The organism is Inquilinus sp. YAF38, assembly GCF_052113205.1.
GTDB lineage: Bacteria > Pseudomonadota > Alphaproteobacteria > DSM-16000 > Inquilinaceae > Inquilinus.
The window spans coordinates 155,037-174,572 of record NZ_JBFRCU010000001.1; the positions used below are offsets into that span (position 1 = coordinate 155,037).

Consider the following 19,536-nt stretch of genomic DNA (forward strand, 5'->3'; position numbering starts at 1 on the left):
TGGGTCTCCGGTCATCCCGAGTGTCATCACGACACCTTTTCTGTCATTGCCCGGCTTGACCGGGCAATCCAGGGGCCACGGGCACCGCTCTCGATGGCCCCTGGATCCTCGGGTCAAGCCCGAGGATGACAAAGGAGGGAAGGACATCTTGGGCCTCACTGCACGGCCCGGTCGGGATCGGCCGTCCAGCGCCCGAGGAGGTCGCGCTCCTCCGGCGTGATCTGGCTGACATTGGCCGGCGGCATGGCGTGGGTCAGCACGGCCTGCAGGCGGATCAGGCTGGCGTGGCGCCGGATCTCCTCCGGCGAGTCCAGCAGCACGCCGCGCGGCGCCTCGTTGATGCCCTCCCAGCCGGGCATGGTCGAATGGCACATGCTGCAGCGGGACACGACGACGTCGGTGACCTGGGCGAAGGACACCGGGCTCGCCGCCATGGCCGTTTGCACCGGAGCCTCGGGCTGCAGCCCGATCCAGGGCTTGGTCGCGGTCGCCACCTCGTGCTCGCGCGGTGGCGGCAGGGTCGACAGCCAGATGATCGCCGCCATGCAGGCTGTCGCCACGCCCCAGGTCCACCACGGCGTCGCCTTGCCGGCGTGGCGCGCGTTGAAGAAGTGCCGGATCACCCCGCCCATCACCAGCACCAGCGCCGTCATCACCCAGGCCCAATGCGACCCGAAGGCCAGCGGGTAGTGGTTGCTGAGCATCAGGAACAGCACCGGCAGGGTCAGGTAGTTGTTGTGCAGCGAGCGCTGCTTGGCCTGCCGGCCCAGCTTCGGGTCGGGCGTCCGCCCGGCGATCAGGGCGTCGACCACCTTGCGCTGGTTCGGGATGATCAGGAAGAAGACGTTGGCGACCATCATGGTGCCGATCAGTGCGCCCATCTGCAGCATGGCGCCGCGGCCGCTGAACACCTGGGCGAAGCCGTAGGCCGCCGCGACCAGCCCGATGAAGCCGGCGGCGGCCAGCTTGACGTCGCTCTCGCCCAGCGGCGATCTGCACAGCAGGTCGTAGGCCAGCCAGCCGAGGGCGAGGCTGACGACGCTGATCGCGATCGCCTCCTTGGGCGAGAACATCGACACCTGCGGGTCGATCAGGAACAGGTCGGCGCCGCGGTAGTACAGGACGCAGAGCAGGAAGAAGCCGCTGATCCAGGTGGAGTAGGCCTCCCATTTGAACCAGGTCAGCTCCTTCGGCAGCCGGTCCGGCGCCACCAGGTACTTGACCATGTTGTAGAAGCCGCCGCCATGGATCTGCCAGGCCTCGCCGCCGGCGCCCTTCGGCAGGTCCTCGCGCTTCTTCAGGCTGAGGTCCAGCGCGACGAAATAGAAGGACGAGCCGATCCAGGCGATGGCCGTGATCACGTGCACCCAGCGGGCCACGAGGTTGATCCATTCCCAGATGATCGGCTCCATGCCGTCGCCTCCGCCGTTCCCGCTGGCCATGCCCGCGGCTGTCCCTGTGCTGGCCAGCGTAGTGAACACCGGCTCGCTTCGGGAAGCACGGGCGGAGCACAGCACTTTCAAAAGAAAGGCTATAATCGCATAGGGCGAATGGGCCGACACTCACCCCCGACGTCATCCCCGCGAAAGCGGGGATCTCTTTGCGGTATAAGAGAAAGTCCGAAGAGATTCCCGCTTTCGCGGGAATGACGGTCGACAGGGGGATCGTCGGGATTTGGCGCTGCTGGAGAACATGCGGGTCTTCGTGCGCGTGGTCGAGCTGGGCAGCCTGTCGGCCGCCGGCCGGCAGGTGCGCATGTCGCCGGCCGTGGTCAGCCACCGCATCCAGCAGCTGGAGCAGCATCTCGGCGTCCGCCTGCTGAACCGCACCACCCGCCAGGTGCAGACCACCGAGCACGGCCAGACCTTCTACCGCCACTGCCTGGTGGTGCTGGACGCGATGGAGCGGGCCGAGACCAGCGTCGCCACCACCAGCGGCGTGCCGTCCGGCAGCCTGCGGGTGACGGCGCCGCTCGGCTTCGGCCGCCGCATCCTGGCGCCGCTGGTGCCGCAGTTCCACGAGCTCTACCCGCGGGTCGAGGTCCGGCTGCGCCTGTCCGACCACCTGCTCGACCTGGTCGGCGAGGCGGTGGACCTGGCCATCCGCATGGCGGAAATGCGGGATTCCAGCTTCGTGCTGCGCAAGATCGCCGATTGCCGGCGGGTGCTGTGCGCGGCGCCGTCCTATCTCGAGGCCCGGGGCCATCCGAAATCGCCGGAGGAGCTGGTGGGCCACAACTGCCTGCTGCTGCGCTTCCCCGGGTCGCGGCAGTACCAATGGACGCTGGAGGGCAAGGACGGCCCGTCCAAGGTGCCGGTGCGCGGCAGCTTCGACGCCGATGACGGCGACGTGCTGACGCAATGGGCGGTCGACGGCCGCGGCATCGTCATGAAGCCGGTGTGGGAGGTCGCGGCCCATCTGCGCAGCGGCGCGCTGCAGCTGGTGCTGCCCGATTATCCGCCGGAGCCGGTGGTGCTGGCGGTGCTGTACCCGCATCGCAGCTTCCTGCCGGCCAAGGTGCGGGTGTTCTCGGATTATCTGGTGGAGCACACGCGGTCGCTGCTCAGCGCCGACCTCGCGCTCTGATCGCTGCGACCAGCCGGGCCGCCGCCTGGTCGATGTCGGCGTCCATGGTGCCGCGGCCGAGGCCGAAGCGCAGGCTGCCATGGGCCTCGTCCGGCGACAGGCCGATGGCGCGCAGCACATGCGACGGCTCCGGGCTGCCGGTCGAGCAGGCCGAGCCGGTGGACAGCGCCAGCTCCGGCAGGTCGAGCAGCAGGTCGGCCGCGTCCAGCCCGGGCAGGCTGACATTGAGGCAGCCGGGCAGGCCGTGATCGGGGGAGCCGTTGCGGCGGAGATCCGGCAGGTCCCGTTGCAGCGCTGCGAACAGCCGCTCCCGCAGGGCGCTGAGGCGCCGCGCATCGGCCGTCCTGCGTTGCCGGGCGATGCGGCAGGCGGCGCCGAGCCCGACGCAGAGCGCCGTCGGCAGCGTGCCGGCGCGGCGCCCCTGCTGCTGGCCGCCGCCATGGAGGAGCGGCCGCAGCGGCGTGCCCTCGCGCACGAACAGCGCGCCGATCCCCATCGGGCCGTACAGCTTGTGGCCGGACAGGCTGAGGAAGGCGAGGTCGAGGGCGCGGACATCGAGTGCGCCGGTCGACAGGATCTGCACGGCGTCCGTGTGCAGCAGGGCCCCGGCTTCGGCGCAGATCCGGGCCGCCTTGGCCAGCGGCTGGATCGTGCCGATCTCGTTGTTGGCCGCCATCAGCGAGACCAGAGCCGGGCGCCCGGCCAGCAGCGTGCGCAGGGCATCGAGATCGGCGGTGCCGTCCGGCCCGACCGGCAGGGTCGCGGTGCGATGGCCTCGCGCGGCCAGCTCCGGCAGGCAGGCCAGCACGCTCGGATGCTCGATCGCCGAGGCGACCACCGGCCAGCCCGCGGGCGTGCCGCCCAGCAGCGCCAGGTTGTTGGCCTCGGTGGCGCCGCCGGTAAACAGGATCTCGCCCGGCCGGGCCCCGACCAGCCCCGCCACCTCGCCCCGCGCCGCATCGATCGCCTCCGCCGCCCGCCAGCCCGGGCGGTGCCGTGCCGCATGCGGGTTGCCGACCGCCGACGGGTCGAGCCACGGCCGCATCGCGTCCAGCACCTCCGGATCCAGCGGTGTGGAGGCGAGGTGGTCGAGATAGAGCGGGGCGGTCATGGCGGCACCCCGATTCCGCCTTTGGTACAGCCGCTTCGGATCGCGCTGTAGCCTGTGCGCACGGCGCGGCCGCTGTACAATAGAGTCCCCCCTCCCCGCGAGGGGTCACGGTATTCGCACATCGATCGGCGACACCGGCGGCGGGCATACGAACCGATTGCCTCTCCCGCTTGCGGGAGAGGTCGGACATCCGAAGGATGTCCGGGTGAGGGGATAGCGGCCTCGCCGAAAGCACAGCTTTTCGGCGGGCAAGCGTATGACCCGTCCCTGTCCTGAAACGCTGGCCCTGGTGTCGCAGCCGAGCCGCCCTCACCCGGTCTCGCTGCGCGAGCCCGACCTCTCCCGCAAGCGGGAGAGGCAAATGGATAACGCCCGGTGATCTGTAAATCCGATAGCCGCGAGGGGAGGGAGGACTCAAAGGGGGTGCGCATCGGCCATAGACCGTGTTGGGTTCGCTCATCGCGAACCCAACCTACGGGCTGCGGCTTACGCTTCGACTCCCTCGACATACCAGTCCATCTTGGCGATCTCATCGTCGCTGAGGGACTTGCCCTCGGGCACGACCAGCTCGCCCTTCTGGTTCTTGATCGGGCCGGCGAAGGGGTCGAGCGTGCCGGCGATGATGTCGGCCTTGGTCTTCTCCGCCGCGGCCACGACCTCGGCCGGGATCGCCTCGTTGTAGGGCGCCAGCGTGACCATGCCGTGCTTGAAGCCCCACCAGATGCTGGAGGTCTTCCAGCTGCCGTCGAGCACGGCCTGCACCCGCTCGACATAATACGGGCCCCAGTTGTCGACGATCGAGGTCAGCTGCGCCTTGGGCGCGAAGTTGCGCATGTCCGACGCCTGGCCGAAGCCATGGATGCCGCGGGCCTCGGCGACCTGGATCGCGGCCGGGCTGTCGGTGTGCTGGCACAGGATGTCGGCGCCGCCGTCGATCAGCGCCTTGGCGCCGTCGCTCTCCTTGCCCGGGTCGTACCAGCTGTTGACCCAGATCACCTTCACCTTCATGTCCGGCCGGATCTTCCGCGCCGCCAGGGTGTAGGCGTTGATGCCCATCACCACCTCGGGGATCGGCACCGAGCCGATATAGCCGGTGACGCCGGTCTTGGTCATATGGCCGGCGATGGTACCGCACACCGCGCGTCCCTCATGGAAGCGGGCGTTGTAGGTGCTGACATTCGGCGCGGTCTGATAGCCGGTGGCGTGCTCGAACTTCACCTTCGGCAGCGACTTGGCGGCCCGGATCGTCGGGTTCATGTAGCCGAACGACGTGGTGAAGATCAGTTCGTTGCCGGCCTGGGCCAGCTGGCGCAGAACGCGCTCGGCGTCCGGGCCCTCCGGCACGCTCTCGACATAGCTGGTCTTCACCTTGTCGCCGAACTTCGCGTCGATCTCACGGCGGGCGACGTCGTGGCCATGGGTCCAGCCATAGTCGCCGACCGGGCCGATATAGATGAAGCCGACCTTCAGCGGCTCCGCCGCCCAGATCCGGCCAGGCAGGACCGTCGTCGCCAGGGTGGCCGCGGAGCCCGCCAGCACCGTCCGGCGGGAGAAGCGCATCGACATGAAGACCTCCTTGTTGTGATTCATCGGATGATAGCGATCCGTGATTGGAAGCGCGATTGGGATCGCGCTCCTGGTCAGCCTAGATGGACGGCCGGAACGGCTTGCCCAGCGCCGCCGGCGCCTGCAGCCGGCCGCGCCACGGCCCGGCGGCGATGATCACCAGCACCGCGATGGTGGCGAGGTAGGGCAGCATGGTGAAGACCTGCGGCGGCACCTCGATGCCGGCGATGCCCTGGGCGTGCAGCTGCAGGATGGTGACGCCGCCGAACAGATAGGCGCCCAGCAGCACCCGCCACGGCCGCCACGACCCGAACACCACCAGCGCCAGCGCGATCCAGCCGCGGCCGGCGGTCATGCCCTCGATCCACAGCGGGGTGTAGGACAGCGACAGGAAGGCGCCGGCCAGCCCGGCCATGGCGCCGCCGAACAGGCAGGCCAGGTAGCGCACCAGCTGCACCGGGTGCCCGATCGAATGCGCCGATTCCGCGGATTCCCCGACCGCGCGCAGCACCAGCCCGGCGCGGCTGCGCTTCAGGAACCACGCGACCCCGAAGGTCATGGCGACGGACAGGTAGACCAGCGCGTCCTGGCCGAACAGCAGCGGCCCGACCACCGGCAGGCCGGTCAGCACCGGCAGCGACAGCTTCGGCAGCGGCGCGATCGGGTGGCCGACGAAGCCGGACCCGAGCAGGGCGCTCAGGCCGACGCCGAAGATGGTCAGGGCCAGGCCGGTGGCGACCTGGTTGGCCATCAGCGTCAGGGTCAGCACGGCGAAGATCAGCGACATCGCCGCGCCGGCCAGGGCAGCGGCCAGGATGCCCAGCGCCGGCTGGCCGGTGGTGAAGGTCACGGCGAAGCCGGTGACCGCGCCGATCAGCATCATGCCCTCGACGCCGAGGTTGAGGACTCCGGAGCGCTCGACCACCAGCTCGCCCAGCGCGGCAAGCAGCAGGGGGGTTGCGGCGGTGATCACCGTCGCCGCGATCAGGACCAGGATATCCATCACGACACCGCCATGGGATTGGACACAGGCTTGGCCTGGCTGGAGGCCCAGCGCAGGCGGTAGCGGACCAGCACGTCGGCGGCCAGCAGGTAGAACAGCAGCATGCCCTGGAACACGCCGGTCGCCGCGGTCGGCAGCCCGGCCGAAACCTGCGCGTTCTCGCCGCCGATATAGGACAGGGCCATGACCAGCCCGGCGGCGACGATGCCGATCGGGTGCAGCCGGCCGAGGAAGGCGACGATGATGCCGGTGAAGCCGTAGCCCGGGGTCAGCTGCGGGATCAGCTGGCCGATCGGGCCGGCGGCCTCGAAGGTGCCGGCCAGCCCGGCCAGGGCGCCGGACAGCAGCAGGGCGAACCAGGTCACGCGCTTGCGGCTGAAGCCGGCGAAGCGGGCCGCGGCCGGGGCCTGGCCGACCACCCGGATCTGGAAGCCGAACACGGTGCGGCCCATCAGGAACCAGGCGGCGACCGCGACCAGCCCCGCCACCAGCACGCCGAGATGCAGCCGGGTGCCCTCGACCAGGATCGGCAGCACGGCGCTGTCGGTGAACATCCGGGTCTGCGGGAAGTTGTAGCCCTCCGGATCCTTCCAGGGGCCGAACACCAGGATCCCCAGCGCCAGCGAGGCGACATAGGTCAGCATCAGGCTGGTCAGGATCTCGCTGACGTCGAAGCGGGTCTTCAGCAAGGCCGGGATCGCGGCATAGGCCATGCCGCCCAGGGCGCCGGCGACGCACATCGCCGGCAGGATCCACCAGCCCTCCTCGCCCCAGAAGCCGAGCGCGACGGCGCCGGCGGCGATGGCGCCCATGATCAGCTGGCCCTCGGCGCCGATGTTCCAGACATTGGCGCGGAAGCCGATGCCGAGCCCGATGGCGATCAGGATCAGCGGCGCCGCCTTCACCCCCAGCTCGGTCCAGCCGTAGAAGCTCTCGACCGGCGCGATCAGGAACTGGTACAGCGTCTCGGCCGGGTCCAGGCCGAGGGCCAGGAACAGCAGGTAGCCGCTGGCGATGGTCAGGGCGATGGCGATCAGCGGCGTCAGCCAGACCATGGCGCGGGACGGTTCGCGGCGGGGCTCTATCCTAAGCGACATGGGCTGCGTGCTCCCTTTCCTCGGCCGCGTCCGGCTCGGCGCCGTGCAGCCCGCCCATCATCAGGCCGATCTCGGCGACCGAGATCTCGGCGGTCGGCCGCGCCTCGGACAGGCGGCCGAGATTGATCACCGCGAGCCGGTCGGTGATCTGCAGCAGCTCGTCGAGATCCTGCGAGATCACCACCACCGCGGCGCCGTTCTGGGCCAGGGTCATCAGCGCCTGGTGGATGGCGGTGGCGGCGCCGGCATCGACGCCCCAGGTCGGCTGCGACACGATGAAGATCTCGGGCGTCTGCAGCACCTCGCGCCCGACCACGTATTTCTGCAGGTTGCCGCCGGACAGGCTGCCGGCCAGCGCCTCGGCATCGCGCGCCTTGACCCCGAACTCATGGATCACCCGCTCGGCATAGCGGCGGGCCAGGCCGGCGCGGATCAGCCCGCCGGGCGCCAGCTTCATCCGGTTGCGGGCGCTCAGCAGCGTGTTGCCGGCCAGGCTCATCTCCGGCACCGCGGCGTGGCCGTTGCGCTCCTCCGGCACGGTGCACAGCCCCAGCAGGCGGCGCTGCTCGGCGCTCAGATGCGCCACCGGCTTCGTGCCGATGCGGATGGCCCCGGCCGGGCGCACCCGGCGCTCGCCCGACAGGGCGTGCGACAGCTCGGTCTGGCCGTTGCCGGCGATGCCGGCGATGCCCAGGATCTCGCCGGCGCCGACGGTGAAGCCGATCTGCTTCAGCGCGGTGCCGAACGGGCCGTCGGCGGGCAGGCTCAGACTCTCCACCACCAGCTTCGGCTCGGACGCGCCGCGGGCGCCACGCCGCGCCAGGGTGCGCAGCTCCGCCCCGATCATCATCTGCGCCATGCTGCGCGCGGTCTCGGCCGCCGGGTCGCAGGTGCCCACCACCTTGCCGCCGCGCATGATCGTCGCCGCGTCGCACAGCGCCTTGATCTCGTGCAGCTTGTGGCTGATGTACAGGATCGAGCAGCCTTCCGACGCCAGCCGGCGCAGCGTCTCGAACAGCCGCTCCACCTCCTGCGGCGTCAGGACCGAGGTCGGCTCGTCCATGATCAGCAGCTTCGGGTCCTGCAGCAGGCAGCGCACGATCTCGACCCGCTGGCGCTCGCCGACCGACAAAGTGTGGATCTCGCGATGCGGGTCCAGCGGCAGGCCATAGGCCTCGGACACCTCGCGGATCCGCTTGGCCAGGACCCGCCGGTCGGGCGGGCTCTCCAGGCCGAGGGCGATGTTCTCGGCCACGGTCAGCGCCTCGAACAGCGAGAAGTGCTGGAACACCATGCCGATGCCGAGGCGCCGGGCCTCATGCGGGCTGGCGGGCCGGGCCGGCTGCCCGTTCCACAGGATCTCGCCGGAATCGGGCTGCAGCAGGCCGTAGATCGATTTCACCAGCGTCGACTTGCCGGCGCCGTTCTCGCCCAGCAGCGCATGGATCTCGCCGGGCTGGACGGAAAAGCTTACCCCGTCGTTCGCGACGAGGCTCGCGAACCTCTTGGTGATGCCGCGGAGTTCGATGCGCGCGGGGCCGGCCCCCGGGTTGCGGTCCATGCAGCCTCCTGTTCTGGAGCCGCCCCCGGCGCCGGTTTGTCGGCGGGGGCGGACACGTCCTTAGCCTTGGCGAAGGCGATGAGCAATTCCGCCGCGACCATGGCGGCGATGACGGGCGGGCGCTTGTCCCGCCCGAGACCCGCCCCGATCGGGCAGGTCAGCGATTCCGTGCGCCGCGGGTCGTTGCCGCGGGCCCGGAACCAGCGCTCGAAGCGCTCGCGCTTGGTGGTGGATCCGATCAGCCCGACATAGGCGGCGTCGCCGCGCCGCAGGGCCGCCTCGGTGACCTCGAAATCCATGGCGTGGCTATGGGTCATCACCAGATAGGCGGCGCCGGGCGGAGCCTCGGCGACCACGTCGGTCGGGGTCAGCGTCAGCCGCCGGGTGATGCCCTGCGGGATGTCGGCCGGGAACTCGTCGGCCCGGCCGTCGACCCACTGGATCCGCACCGGCAGCGGCGCCAGGGCCCGGGCCAGCGCCTTGCCCACATGGCCGGCGCCGAAGATAAGGACGCCCGGCCGGCACGCGGCCTCCGCCGCCTCCTCGGCCTCGATCCGGGCCAGGGTGGCACCGTCGGCCAGCTCCAGCTCGATCACCACGAAACCGCCGCAGCACTGGCCGATGGCCGGGCCGAGCGGGATCTCGACCCGCTGCGACCGCTCCTTGGCGATGATCTGCGCCCGGGCGGCGGCGATCGCATCCCACTCCATCCGCCCGCCGCCGATGGTGCCGCGGGCGGCGGTCGCGGTGACCAGCATGTGCACCCCGGCCTCGCGCGGGGTCGAGCCGCGAGCCTCCGCCAGCGTCACCAGCACCGCCGGCTCGCCATCGCCGAGCCACAGCCGCAGGGTCGGGGCGAGGGGGGTCATTCCGTCCCTCCCGCCGCCCTGACCCGCTCCACCGCGTCCAGCACCTTCTCCGGCGTCGCCGGCGGGTCCAGGCGGGGGCAGACCTTGTGGTCGGCGACGCTGGCCACCGCGTCCGAGATCGCGTGCAGCACCGAGACGCCGAGCATCAGCGGCGGCTCGCCCACCGCCTTGGAGCGGTAGATCGTGTCCTCGTGGTTCCGGGTGTCGGCCAGCCGGACGTTGAAGATCTTCGGCCGGTCGCTCGCCACCGGGATCTTGTAGGTCGACGGCGCATGGGTCCGCAGCCGGCCCTTGGCGTCCCACCACAGCTCCTCCATGGTCAGCCAGCCGGCGCCCTGGACGAAGCCGCCCTCGACCTGGCCGCGGTCGATCGCCGGGTTCAGCGACTGGCCGCAATCGTGCAGGATGTCGACGCGGTCCAGCCGGTACTCGCCGGTCAGGGTGTCGACCGTGACCTCGCTGACCGCCGCCCCATAGGCGAAGTAGTAGAACGGCCGGCCGCGGCCGGCGGCGCGGTCCCAATGGATCTTCGGCGTCTTGTAGAAGCCGGCGGCGGACAGCTGCACCCGGCCGAAATAGGCGGCGCGCACCAGCTCCGCGAATGGCACCTCCTGGTCGCCGATCTGCACGACGTTGCGGCGGAACACGACCTGGTCCGGCTTCACCTGCCAGCGCTCGGCGGCGAAGGCGATCAGCCGCTCCTTGATCATCCGCGCCCCGGCCTGGGCCGCCATGCCGTTCAGGTCGGCGCCGGAGGAGGCGGCGGTGGCCGAGGTGTTCGGAACCTTGCCGGTGGTGGTGGCGGTGATGTGGACCCGGCCGATATCGACCTGGAACTCCTCGGCCACGACCTGGGCGACCTTGACGTACAGGCCCTGGCCCATCTCGGTGCCGCCATGGTTCAGGTGGATCGACCCGTCCTTGTAGACATGCACCAGCGCGCCGGCCTGGTTGTAGGCCGAGAAGGTGAAGGAGATGCCGAACTTCACCGGCGTCAGCGCCAGGCCGCGTTTGAGCCAGCGGCTGGTCTTGTTCCAGGCGCGGATCTCGGTGCGCCGGGCCTGGTAGTCGCTGTCGCGCTCCAGCTCCGCCACCAGCTCCGGCGCGATGTTGTCCTCGACCGTCTGGTGGTACGGCGTCACGTTGCGGTCGTCGGTGCCGTAGAAGTTCAGCTTGCGGATCTCCAGCGGATCCTTGCCCACGGCGAAGGCGATCTCCTCGATCAGCTGCTCGCCCGCCACCACGCCCTGCGGCCCGCCGAAGCCGCGGAAGGCGGTGTTCGACTGGGTGTTGGTCTTCAAGGGCAGCGAGGCCAGCTGCACCGCCGGATAGTAATAGGCGTTGTCGGCATGGAACAGGGCGCGGTCGGTGACCGGGCCGGACAGGTCGGCGGACCAGCCGCAGCGCGCGGCCAGCAGCATCTCGACGCCCTCGATCCGGCCTTCGTCGTCGAAGCCGACCGAATAATCGACCTCGAAATCATGGCGCTTGCCGGTGATCACCATGTCGTCGTCGCGGTCCGGCCGCAGCTTTGCGGCGCGGCCGGTGGCCTTGGCCACCAGGGCGGCGGTGGCGGCGAACAGGTTGCCCTGGGTCTCCTTGCCGCCGAAGCCGCCGCCCATGCGCCGGATCTCGACCGTCACCGCGGCGTCGGGCACGTCCAGCACGGCGGCGACGATGTGCTGCACCTCGCTCGGATGCTGGGTCGAGGAATGGACGGTGACGTCGCCATCCTCGCCCGGCAGGGCCAGGGCCACCTGGCTCTCCAGGTAGAAATGCTCCTGCCCGCCGATCCGCATCCGGCCCTCGAGCCGGCGCGGCGCGGCCGCGATCGCCGCCCTGGCGTCGCCGCGCTTCAGCGTCATCGGGCTGTTCACCAGCGTGCCGGCGGCCTTCGCCGCCTCATAGTCCAGGACCGGCGCCAGCTCCTCATAGTCGATCACGGCCAGCCGGGCGGCGCGGCGGGCCTGGTCGCGGGTCTCGGCGGCCACGGCGAAGACCGGCTGGCCGATATATTGCACCAGGTCGGTGGCGAAGAGCGGCTCGTCGCCCAGATGGCTGCAGCCGATGTCGTTCTCGCCGGGGATGTCGCTGGCGGTGAAGATTCGGACCACGCCGGGCGCGGCCCGCACCTTGGCCAGGTCGATCGACCGGATCCGGGCATGCGCCTTCTCGCTCAGCCCCAGGCAGACATGCAGCAGGCCCGCCGGCTCCGCGATGTCGTCGATATAGACGGCCTCGCCGCTGACATGCTTGTGGGCGCTGTCATGCCGGCGCGGGTCGTGCACCGCGCCGTCGATGCGGTCGGCCGCCGGCTGGGCTTTGGCCTGGGAGAGGGTCGTGTCAGGCATGGGCCAGGCTCCGCTCGCCGACCAGGCGGGTTTCCGCGGCTGGGTCGGCGGTTTCGGCATGCAGCTTCAAGAGCAGGTTGGCGGCGACCTTGGCGCGATAGCCGGCGCTGGCGCGCCAGTCGGTCAGCGGCGTGAAGTCCCGGGCCAGCGCCGGCAGGGCGGCGCGCACGACATCCTCGGTCCAGGGCTGGCCGGTCAGCGCCGCCTCGGTCTCCGCCGCCCGTTTCGGCGTGCCGGCCATGCCGCCATAGGCGATGCGGATCTCGGCGACGCGGCCGTCCTCCACCCGCAGCCGGAAGGCGGCGCAGACGGCGGAGATGTCCTGGTCGAAGCGCTTGCTGATCTTGTAGGCGCGGAAGCGGTCGCCGGGCCGCAGCTTCGGCAGGAAGACGCTCTCGACGAACTCGCCCGGCCGGCGGTCCTGCTGGCCATAGGCGATGAAGAAGTCCTCCAGCGGCAGCGACCGGCGCTCCTCGCCCCGGCGCAACACCAGCGTGGCGCCGGCGGCGATCAGGGCGGGCGGCATGTCGCCGATCGGCGAGCCGTTGGCGATGTTGCCGCCGATGGTGCCGACGGCGCGCACCTGCTCCGCCCCGATGCGGCGGATCAGCTCGCCGAGGTCGGGATAGGCGCGGCCCAGCGGCCCGATCGCCTCGGCATAGGTGACGGCGGCGCCGATCTCGAAGCCGTCCGCGGTCCCGGGGATGCCGCGCATCTCGCGGAGACCGCGCAGGTCGCGCACCCGGCCGGTGTAGATGACAGCCGGCAGCACCCGCTGCTGCTTGGTGACCCACAGCCCGACATCGGTGGCGCCGGAGACGATGGTGGCGTCCGGATGCTCCAGCAGCAGCGCGGCGAAGGCCGCCGTGGTCGCCGGGGCGTAGAAGCGTCGGGTGCCATCGCCGACCGCGACCGTCTCCTCATCCTCCAGCGCCTCGAGCCGCTGGGCGATCCCGGCCTCGGCCGCAGCGAAGCGGTCGGCTTCCGGCGCGCCCAGCTCATACATGCGCTGCCCGGCGGCGATGATCGGGGTGTAGCCGGTGCAGCGGCACAGATTGCCGGCCAGGGCATCGTCGATCCGGCCTTCGCCCGGTGCCGGGTCGTTGCGGTACAGCGCGAACAGCGCCATGACGAAGCCGGGGGTGCAGAAGCCGCATTGCGAGCCGTGRCAGTCGACCATCGCCTGCTGCACCGGGTGCAGCGCGCCGTCCGCCGCCTTCAGATGCTCCACCGTCAGCAACTGGCAGCCATCCAGCGTCGCCAGGAAGCGGATGCAGGCATTGACCGGCTCATAGCGCATCCGGTCGCCGTCGCGCCGGCCGACCACCACGGTGCAGGCGCCGCAATCGCCCTCGGCGCAGCCTTCCTTGGTGCCGGTTCTGCGCTCCTGCAGCCGCAGCCAGTCCAGCACGGTCAGGGTCGGATCGACCGTGCGGATCTCGCGCAGCTCGTTGCCGAAAAGAAAGTGGATGTGATCACGCATGGTCGGTTCTCTTCTCACCGTCATTGCGAGCGCAGCGAAGCAATCCAGGGCCGCAAGAGCGGAGGCATGGATTGCTTCGTCGGCTTCGCCTCCTCGCAATGACGGAAGGGCATGAAAATCTCCCGGCTCAGCTGCCGCGATAGGTGGAGTAGGACCAGGGCGAGACCAGCAACGGCACGTGGTAGTGCTGGTCGGCATGGGCGATGCCGAAGCGGATCGGCACCTGGTCCAGGAAGGGCGGGTCGGGCAGCACAACGCCGGCGGTGCTGAAATAGGCGCCGGTGGCGAAGACCAGCTCATAGGTGCCGGGGCGGAAGGCGTCGCCGGCCAGCAGCGGCGCGTCGCAGCGGCCATCGGTGTTGGTCCGGGTCTCGACCACGAGCGTACGGCGGTCGCCGTCGAGGCGATACAGCGCCACGCCGATGCCCATGCCCGGCCGGCCATGCGCCGTGTCGAGCACATGGGTGGTCAGTCGTCCCTGGTGGGATGCCGTCTGTTCGGCCATCCTGCCTCTCCGTGTCTGCCGGCGCCTTGGCGGTCCCTGGCGGTCCGTCCTGCCGCCGGGCATTATCGCCCTGTCCGGCCTGACGTGCTTGTCGTTTTGTTGCGATTGTCATGTTTCACCCCGCCTGACCGTTGCTCAACGGCGGTTCGGCGGAAAGACTTTCAACGCAAAAGCGAAAGTGGACGCGGCCTGGGCCGCTATCCTGTGCTTGGGATCACGCGTGCGAGGGGAGGATCGGTGTCCGTCTATCCGAGAAATCTGGTCGGCTACGGTCCGAACCCGCCCCAGGCCGATTGGCCGGGCGGCGCCCGGCTGGCGCTGCAATTCGTCCTCAATTACGAGGAGGGCGGCGAAAACTCGATCCTGCACGGTGACGCAGCCTCCGAGAGCTTCCTGTCCGAGATCGTCGGCGCCCAGCCGCTGCCGGGCGTGCGCCACATCTCGATGGAATCCCTCTACGATTACGGCGCCAGGGTCGGCGTCTGGCGGATCCTGAAGCTGTTCGAGCGCAAGGGCATTCCGCTGACCATCTACGCCGTCGCCATGGCGGCGGAGCGGCACCCGCAGGTGATCCGCGCCATGGTCGAGGCCGGGCATGAGATCGCCAGCCACGGCTATCGCTGGATCAACTACCAGTATGTCGACGAGGCGGTGGAGCGCGAGCATCTGCGCAAGGCAGTCGAGATCCTGGAGCAGGTATCGGGCCAGCGTCCGCTCGGCTGGTACACCGGCCGCACCAGCCCGAACACCCGGCGCCTGGTGGCGGAGCATGGCGGCTTCCTCTACGACGCCGATGCCTATGACGACGACCTGCCGTATTGGGAGCGGGTGGGGGACACGCCGCAGCTGATCGTGCCCTACACGCTGGACGCCAACGACATGCGCTTCGCCGCGGTCCAGGGCTTCAACTCCGGCGACCAGTTCTACGCCTATCTCAAGGACAGCTTCGACGCGCTGTACCAGGAGGGGGCGGAGACGCCGCGGATGATGTCGGTCGGGCTGCATTGCCGCATCGTCGGCCGCCCCGGCCGGATCATGGCGCTGGAGCGGTTCCTGGATTATGCGAAGCAGCATGACGGCGTCTGGTTCTGCCGCCGCATCGAGATCGCCCGCCACTGGCGGGAGAAGCATCCCTATGGCGAGGCCGGGGCATGACCCTCCCGCACCCCAGCACCATGGACCGCGACCTGTTCACCGTGCGCTTCGGCGGGGTGTTCGAGCATTCGCCCTGGATCGCCGCGGCGGCCTGGGAGGCCGGGCTGGGCCATGAGCAGGACACGGCCGAAGGGCTGCACGCCGCCCTCCGCGCCGTGTTCCGCGCCGCCGACCATGACCGGCAGCTCGGCGTGCTGTGCGCCCATCCCGACCTGGCCGGGCGGCTGGCGGTGGCGGGAGAACTGACCGCCAGCTCCAGCGCCGAGCAGGCCAGCGCCGGGCTCGACCGCTGCTCGCCGGCGGAGTTCGCCCGGTTCCAGGAGCTCAACGCCGCCTATGTCGAGCGCTTCGGCTTCCCCTTCATCATGGCGGTGAAGGGCCGCAGCCGGGCCGAGATCCTGGCCGCCTTCGAGCGCCGGGCCGGCAACCCGCGCGACACCGAATTCGCCACGGCCCTGGCCGAGGTGGAAACCATCGCCCTCCTGCGACTGAAGGACCTGCTGCCGTGAGCCTCGGCACCGCTCCGACCCAGAACACCCTCGCCCATGGCCCGGCGCTGATGCAGCGGCTGGACGCCCTGGCCCGCTTCAGCGAGGATCCGGACCGGCTGACCCGCACCTTCCTGTCGCCGGCGCACCGCCAGGCGGCCGACCAGGTGCTGGCCTGGATGCGCGAGGCCGGCATGGCGGCGCGGACCGACGCCGCCGGCAATGTCGTCGGTCGCTATGAGGGCGACCGGCCGGGCCTGCCGGCGCTGCTGCTGGGCTCCCACATCGACACGGTGCGCGACGCCGGGAAATACGACGGCAATCTCGGCGTGCTGGCCGCTATCGCCGTGGTCGACGAGCTGCACCGGCGCGGCGAGCGGCTGCCTTTCGCCGTCGAGGTGCTGGCCTTCGGCGACGAGGAGGGCGTGCGCTTCCCGGTCACCCTGACCGGCAGCCAGACCGTCGCCGGCACCGTCGACCCGGCCGTGGCCGATGCGGTCGACGACAACGGACTGCGCCTGGGCGACCTGCTGTGCGACTTCGGCGGCGACCCGGACGGGCTGCAGGCCGAGGCCCGGCGGCGCGACCGCGTGCTCGGCTATGTCGAGCTGCATATCGAGCAAGGTCCGGTGCTGGAGGCGGAGGACCTGCCGCTCGGAATCGTCACCGCGATCAACGGCGCCGCCCGCTACAATGCCACGGTCCGCGGCATGGCCGGCCATGCCGGCACCGTGCCGATGGACCTCCGCCATGACGCGCTGGCCGCCGCCGCCTCGATGATCCTCGCGGTCGAACGCTGCGCCCAGGCGGGGCGCGACGTGGTGGCGACGGTGGGGCAGCTCGATGTCCAGCCCGGCGCGGTCAACGTCATCCCCGGCGCGGTGCGCTTCACCATCGACATCCGCGCGCCGGACGATGCCGACCGCCTGGCCGCGATGGCCGAGATGATTGCGGCGCTGGAGGGCATCGCCCGCGGCCGCGGCGTCGAGCTGACGCTCGACCGCTACCATGACGCCGGCGCCGTGCGCTGCGACGAGGCGCTGATGGCGCGGCTGGAGACGGCGATCCGCCGCCACGGCCTGCCGGCGCGGCGCCTGCCCAGCGGTGCCGGCCATGACGCCATGGCGATGGCGTCGCTGACCCCGGTGGCGATGCTGTTCCTGCGCTGCCGCGGCGGGATCAGCCACAACCCGGCCGAATCCATCACTGTCGAGGATGCGGACCTCTCCGTCCGCGTCCTGCTCGACCTGCTTCGCCAGTACGACCCCGCCTGACACGAAAGACCTTGGGATGACCGACAGCATCGACACCGCCATCCACAGCTACCTCCTCGGCGCGCGCGAGCAGCAGGCCCGGTTCCTGGCGGAGCTGGTCAAGGTCCCGTCCGACAACCCGCCCGGCGATTGCGACGCGCATGCGAAGCGGACCAGCGAGCTGCTGCGCGAGCTCGGCTTCGAGGTCGAGGTCCATCCGGTGCCGGCCGAACTGGCGCGGGCGCATGGCATGATCAGCGCCAGCAACCTGATCGTCCGCCGCCGCTTCGGCGACGGGCCGGTGATCGCCCTGAACGCCCATGGCGACGTGGTGGCGCCGGGCGAGGGCTGGACCCACGACCCCTATGGCGCCGAGGTGGTCGACGGCTGGATGTATGGCCGCGGCGCCGCCGTCTCGAAATCCGACATCGCCAGCTACGCCTTCGCCCTGAAGGCGCTGGAGGAAGCCGGCCGGCTGACCCGCGGCACGGTCGAGCTGCACTTCACCTATGACGAGGAATCGGGCGGCGAGATTGGGCCGAAGCTGATCCTGGAGCAGGGGCTGTCCAAGCCCGACTTCGCCATCGCCGCCGCCTTCAGCTATGCGGTGGTGACGGCGCACAATGGCTGCCTGCATCTCGAGGTCGAGGTGCGCGGCCGGTCGGCCCATGCCGCGCTGCCATCCACCGGCATTGACGCGCTGGAGGCGGCGACGCCGATCCTGGTGCGGCTGTACGAGCACCGGCGCCTCTACCGGACCACGATGTCGAAGGTCACCGGCATCGGCTCGCCGCAGCTGACCATCGGGCTGATCGAGGGCGGCATCAACACCAATGTCGTGCCCGACCGGGTGGCGTTCCGGCTCGACCGCCGGCTGATCCCGGAGGAGAACGGCGCTGCGGTGGAGGCGGAGCTGCGCGGCGTGATCGAGGACGCGGCCAAGGCTTTCCCGAAGGCGACGGTCACGATCCGCCGCATCCTCTTGGCCGAGCCGCTGTCGCCGCTGCCGGGCACCGACCGTCTGGCCCAGGCGATCCGCCGCCGTGCCGGGCCGGTGCTGGGCGAGGAGATCCCGGTGAAGGGCGTGCCGCTCTATACCGACGCCCGGCACTATGCCGCCGCCGGAGTGCCGATCGCCCTCTACGGCGCCGGCCCCCGCACCATCGAAGACGCCAACGCCCACCGCGCCGATGAGCGGCTGAAGCTCGACGACCTGTACAAGGCGACCGAGGTGATCGCGCTGGCGGTCCGGGACCTGCTGGCGGAGTAGGGGGCGGACGCCGCCCCCCTCAAACTGTCATGCCCGGATTCCTCGCACGGGTGTCCGGTTGAAGAGAAACGGCAACCGAAGTGTGTTTATCTTGGGTCTCTATTCTATTTTATTGTCATCCTCGGGCTTGACCCGAGGATCCAGGGGCGGCCAGAGCGGTTCTTGGCGGCCCCTGGATTGCCGGGTCAGGCCCGGCAATGACAATAAAAGTTGAAGTCGGTCGCTCTATCCGCAACCTCAAACACTCAACTAGACACCCGTAGGCGCCGCGCGAGAGCCCGCCCCGACAATCGCTTGCGGACGCGATGCCGGTCGTCGGTCAGGCTGAAAGATGGCGTTCCCAATCCTGGCGGTGATGTAGAACGCGAATGATCAGCACGCCGCCAGACTCGTCGATGAGATAGACGATGATATGGGCGTCCTTGGGATAGACACGGACCGGCGGTCGGATTTCCGTGCGTTCGCGCATGAGAAGGGGCTGGGCGGCGATGCGCTCGAAGGCAGCTTCCAGTCCGGCATGATAACGTTCTGCCTGAACAGTGCCGAATGTCTGGACCCCGTAGACATAGATGTCGACGATGTCGGAAGCGGCCTCCTCCGTGATCCTATAGGCCATCGCCTCCAGCTGCCCCCGCGCGGCGGCGGGCCTCGGTCAACAGGTCCCTCATGGTATCTGCGCTGATGCCGCTTCTGAGGCCTTCGTCGATGAGGCGCTGGAATTCTGCAATTCTCTGTTGCCGCTCGACCGGGTCGTCGGATCGAACGATCCCGTCGAGATCAACTTTTGCGGCACGAATCGCGTCCATGTCCGGCCGTCCGTCCGCCAGGAAGTCGATCTCACGGCAATATGTCAACTGGGACGGTTGCGGTGTTCGGCTGGCAAACCCTCTATTGGCCAATGCCCGTCGATACCGTTCGGCATCATCCAATCCTTCGCCGAAAAACTGCACTCCGAAGAGATCTTTTTGGCGAGCGGATGTCGCCCAATAGCGAATCCCCGGGCGGAACTCCAAGGATCGGAGATACCGGCCACTGGCGGCTTTGGTGGCAGCCTTTTCCCCGATGTCCGAAAGAATTTTGTGAGTGCGTTCGTTGAAACTGCCCATGAGAGATATCCTCCGGAAAGGGCGATACCGGCCTGGATCAGCACACCACGAGCATCATCCGTGGCGTGTGGAAATGCATAATAATATGCATTTCACATATCTTGTCAAAAGCGGGCTCACCTTGAGGGCGGC

General features: G+C 69.8%; 17 protein-coding genes. 5 read left to right on the forward strand and 12 right to left on the reverse strand.

The window, feature by feature from the left end; genetic code table 11:
• Positions 1-155: 155 nt before the first annotated feature.
• Positions 156-1,412, reverse strand: coding sequence for a urate hydroxylase PuuD (locus AB4Z01_RS00785; RefSeq protein WP_441689533.1), 1,257 nt, complete (start codon positions 1,410-1,412; stop codon positions 156-158).
• Between the two features lie 262 nt (positions 1,413-1,674).
• Here AB4Z01_RS00785 and AB4Z01_RS00790 point away from each other — a divergent pair, with 262 nt between their 5' ends.
• The gene (locus tag AB4Z01_RS00790; protein WP_441689535.1) at positions 1,675-2,586 is read left to right on the forward strand and encodes a LysR family transcriptional regulator; all 912 of its coding nucleotides are present in this window, start codon (positions 1,675-1,677) and stop codon (positions 2,584-2,586) included.
• Here the strand turns inward: AB4Z01_RS00790 and AB4Z01_RS00795 are convergent.
• From AB4Z01_RS00795 to uraH, 9 genes are all read right to left on the reverse strand, one after another.
• Complete coding sequence (locus AB4Z01_RS00795) at positions 2,564-3,697, reverse strand: cysteine desulfurase family protein (RefSeq protein ID WP_441689537.1); 1,134 nt, start codon at positions 3,695-3,697, stop codon at positions 2,564-2,566. The genes AB4Z01_RS00790 and AB4Z01_RS00795 overlap by 23 nt on opposite strands.
• Positions 3,698-4,183: 486 nt before the next feature.
• Positions 4,184-5,263: a BMP family ABC transporter substrate-binding protein gene (locus AB4Z01_RS00800; protein WP_441689539.1), complete on the reverse strand. Its 1,080-nt coding sequence runs from the start codon at positions 5,261-5,263 to the stop codon at positions 4,184-4,186.
• 79 nt (positions 5,264-5,342) lie between these two features.
• Complete coding sequence (locus tag AB4Z01_RS00805; RefSeq protein WP_441689541.1) at positions 5,343-6,266, reverse strand: ABC transporter permease; 924 nt, start codon at positions 6,264-6,266, stop codon at positions 5,343-5,345.
• On the reverse strand, positions 6,266-7,363 hold the full coding sequence (locus AB4Z01_RS00810) for an ABC transporter permease (RefSeq protein WP_441689542.1): 1,098 nt from the start codon (positions 7,361-7,363) through the stop codon (positions 6,266-6,268). Before AB4Z01_RS00810 ends, AB4Z01_RS00805 begins: the two co-directional genes overlap by 1 nt.
• A complete protein-coding gene (locus AB4Z01_RS00815; protein WP_441689543.1) occupies positions 7,353-8,924 on the reverse strand; it encodes an ABC transporter ATP-binding protein in 1,572 nt (523 codons plus the stop codon). The genes AB4Z01_RS00810 and AB4Z01_RS00815 overlap by 11 nt, the downstream gene beginning before the upstream one ends.
• The gene (gene xdhC, locus AB4Z01_RS00820) at positions 8,834-9,793 is read right to left on the reverse strand and encodes a xanthine dehydrogenase accessory protein XdhC (protein ID WP_441689545.1); all 960 of its coding nucleotides are present in this window, start codon (positions 9,791-9,793) and stop codon (positions 8,834-8,836) included. The genes AB4Z01_RS00815 and xdhC overlap by 91 nt, the downstream gene beginning before the upstream one ends.
• A complete protein-coding gene (gene xdhB, locus AB4Z01_RS00825; protein ID WP_441689546.1) occupies positions 9,790-12,144 on the reverse strand; it encodes a xanthine dehydrogenase molybdopterin binding subunit in 2,355 nt (784 codons plus the stop codon). The genes xdhC and xdhB overlap by 4 nt, the downstream gene beginning before the upstream one ends.
• Positions 12,137-13,627, reverse strand: a complete 1,491-nt coding sequence (gene xdhA / locus AB4Z01_RS00830) for a xanthine dehydrogenase small subunit (protein ID WP_441689548.1) — start codon at positions 13,625-13,627, stop codon at positions 12,137-12,139. The genes xdhB and xdhA overlap by 8 nt, the downstream gene beginning before the upstream one ends.
• A 127-nt stretch (positions 13,628-13,754) precedes the next feature.
• Positions 13,755-14,132, reverse strand: a complete 378-nt coding sequence (gene uraH, locus AB4Z01_RS00835; RefSeq protein ID WP_441689549.1) for a hydroxyisourate hydrolase — start codon at positions 14,130-14,132, stop codon at positions 13,755-13,757.
• Between the two features lie 237 nt (positions 14,133-14,369).
• On the opposite strand from uraH, the gene puuE reads away from it, so the two are divergent.
• From puuE to AB4Z01_RS00855, 4 genes are read left to right on the forward strand one after another with little or no spacing between them, the layout of a single operon-like run.
• Positions 14,370-15,287 carry an allantoinase PuuE gene (gene puuE, locus AB4Z01_RS00840; RefSeq protein ID WP_441689551.1) on the forward strand — a complete coding sequence of 306 codons (918 nt, stop codon included), beginning with the start codon at positions 14,370-14,372 and terminating at the stop codon, positions 15,285-15,287.
• Positions 15,284-15,796 (forward strand): 2-oxo-4-hydroxy-4-carboxy-5-ureidoimidazoline decarboxylase, encoded by a 513-nt coding sequence (gene uraD, locus AB4Z01_RS00845; protein WP_441689552.1) that lies wholly within the window; start codon positions 15,284-15,286, stop codon positions 15,794-15,796. Before puuE ends, uraD begins: the two co-directional genes overlap by 4 nt.
• Positions 15,793-17,049, forward strand: a complete 1,257-nt coding sequence (locus AB4Z01_RS00850) for an allantoate amidohydrolase (protein WP_441689554.1) — start codon at positions 15,793-15,795, stop codon at positions 17,047-17,049. Before uraD ends, AB4Z01_RS00850 begins: the two co-directional genes overlap by 4 nt.
• Before the next feature lie 16 nt (positions 17,050-17,065).
• Positions 17,066-18,298 carry an ArgE/DapE family deacylase gene (locus tag AB4Z01_RS00855; protein WP_441689556.1) on the forward strand — a complete coding sequence of 411 codons (1,233 nt, stop codon included), beginning with the start codon at positions 17,066-17,068 and terminating at the stop codon, positions 18,296-18,298.
• A gap of 319 nt (positions 18,299-18,617) precedes the next feature.
• Here AB4Z01_RS00855 and AB4Z01_RS00860 read toward each other — a convergent pair whose 3' ends face one another.
• A complete protein-coding gene (locus AB4Z01_RS00860) occupies positions 18,618-18,914 on the reverse strand; it encodes a type II toxin-antitoxin system RelE/ParE family toxin (RefSeq protein ID WP_441689557.1) in 297 nt (98 codons plus the stop codon).
• On the reverse strand, positions 18,904-19,404 hold the full coding sequence (locus tag AB4Z01_RS00865) for a hypothetical protein (protein ID WP_441689558.1): 501 nt from the start codon (positions 19,402-19,404) through the stop codon (positions 18,904-18,906). Before AB4Z01_RS00865 ends, AB4Z01_RS00860 begins: the two co-directional genes overlap by 11 nt.
• Positions 19,405-19,536: the final 132 nt, after the last annotated feature.

Coding starts and splice junctions, on each gene's coding strand:
- AB4Z01_RS00855 (WP_441689556.1), top strand. CDS start 17,066: ATGACCGACAGCATCGACACCGCCATCCACAGCTACCTCCTCGGCGCG.
- AB4Z01_RS00860 (WP_441689557.1), bottom strand. CDS start 18,914: ATGGCCTATAGGATCACGGAGGAGGCCGCTTCCGACATCGTCGACATC.
- AB4Z01_RS00805 (WP_441689541.1), bottom strand. CDS start 6,266: ATGGATATCCTGGTCCTGATCGCGGCGACGGTGATCACCGCCGCAACC.
- AB4Z01_RS00785 (WP_441689533.1), bottom strand. CDS start 1,412: ATGGAGCCGATCATCTGGGAATGGATCAACCTCGTGGCCCGCTGGGTG.
- AB4Z01_RS00800 (WP_441689539.1), bottom strand. CDS start 5,263: ATGTCGATGCGCTTCTCCCGCCGGACGGTGCTGGCGGGCTCCGCGGCC.
- uraD (WP_441689552.1), top strand. CDS start 15,284: ATGACCCTCCCGCACCCCAGCACCATGGACCGCGACCTGTTCACCGTG.
- xdhB (WP_441689546.1), bottom strand. CDS start 12,144: ATGCCTGACACGACCCTCTCCCAGGCCAAAGCCCAGCCGGCGGCCGAC.
- AB4Z01_RS00795 (WP_441689537.1), bottom strand. CDS start 3,697: ATGACCGCCCCGCTCTATCTCGACCACCTCGCCTCCACACCGCTGGAT.
- uraH (WP_441689549.1), bottom strand. CDS start 14,132: ATGGCCGAACAGACGGCATCCCACCAGGGACGACTGACCACCCATGTG.
- AB4Z01_RS00810 (WP_441689542.1), bottom strand. CDS start 7,363: ATGTCGCTTAGGATAGAGCCCCGCCGCGAACCGTCCCGCGCCATGGTC.
- AB4Z01_RS00865 (WP_441689558.1), bottom strand. CDS start 19,404: ATGGGCAGTTTCAACGAACGCACTCACAAAATTCTTTCGGACATCGGG.
- AB4Z01_RS00815 (WP_441689543.1), bottom strand. CDS start 8,924: ATGGACCGCAACCCGGGGGCCGGCCCCGCGCGCATCGAACTCCGCGGC.
- xdhC (WP_441689545.1), bottom strand. CDS start 9,793: ATGACCCCCCTCGCCCCGACCCTGCGGCTGTGGCTCGGCGATGGCGAG.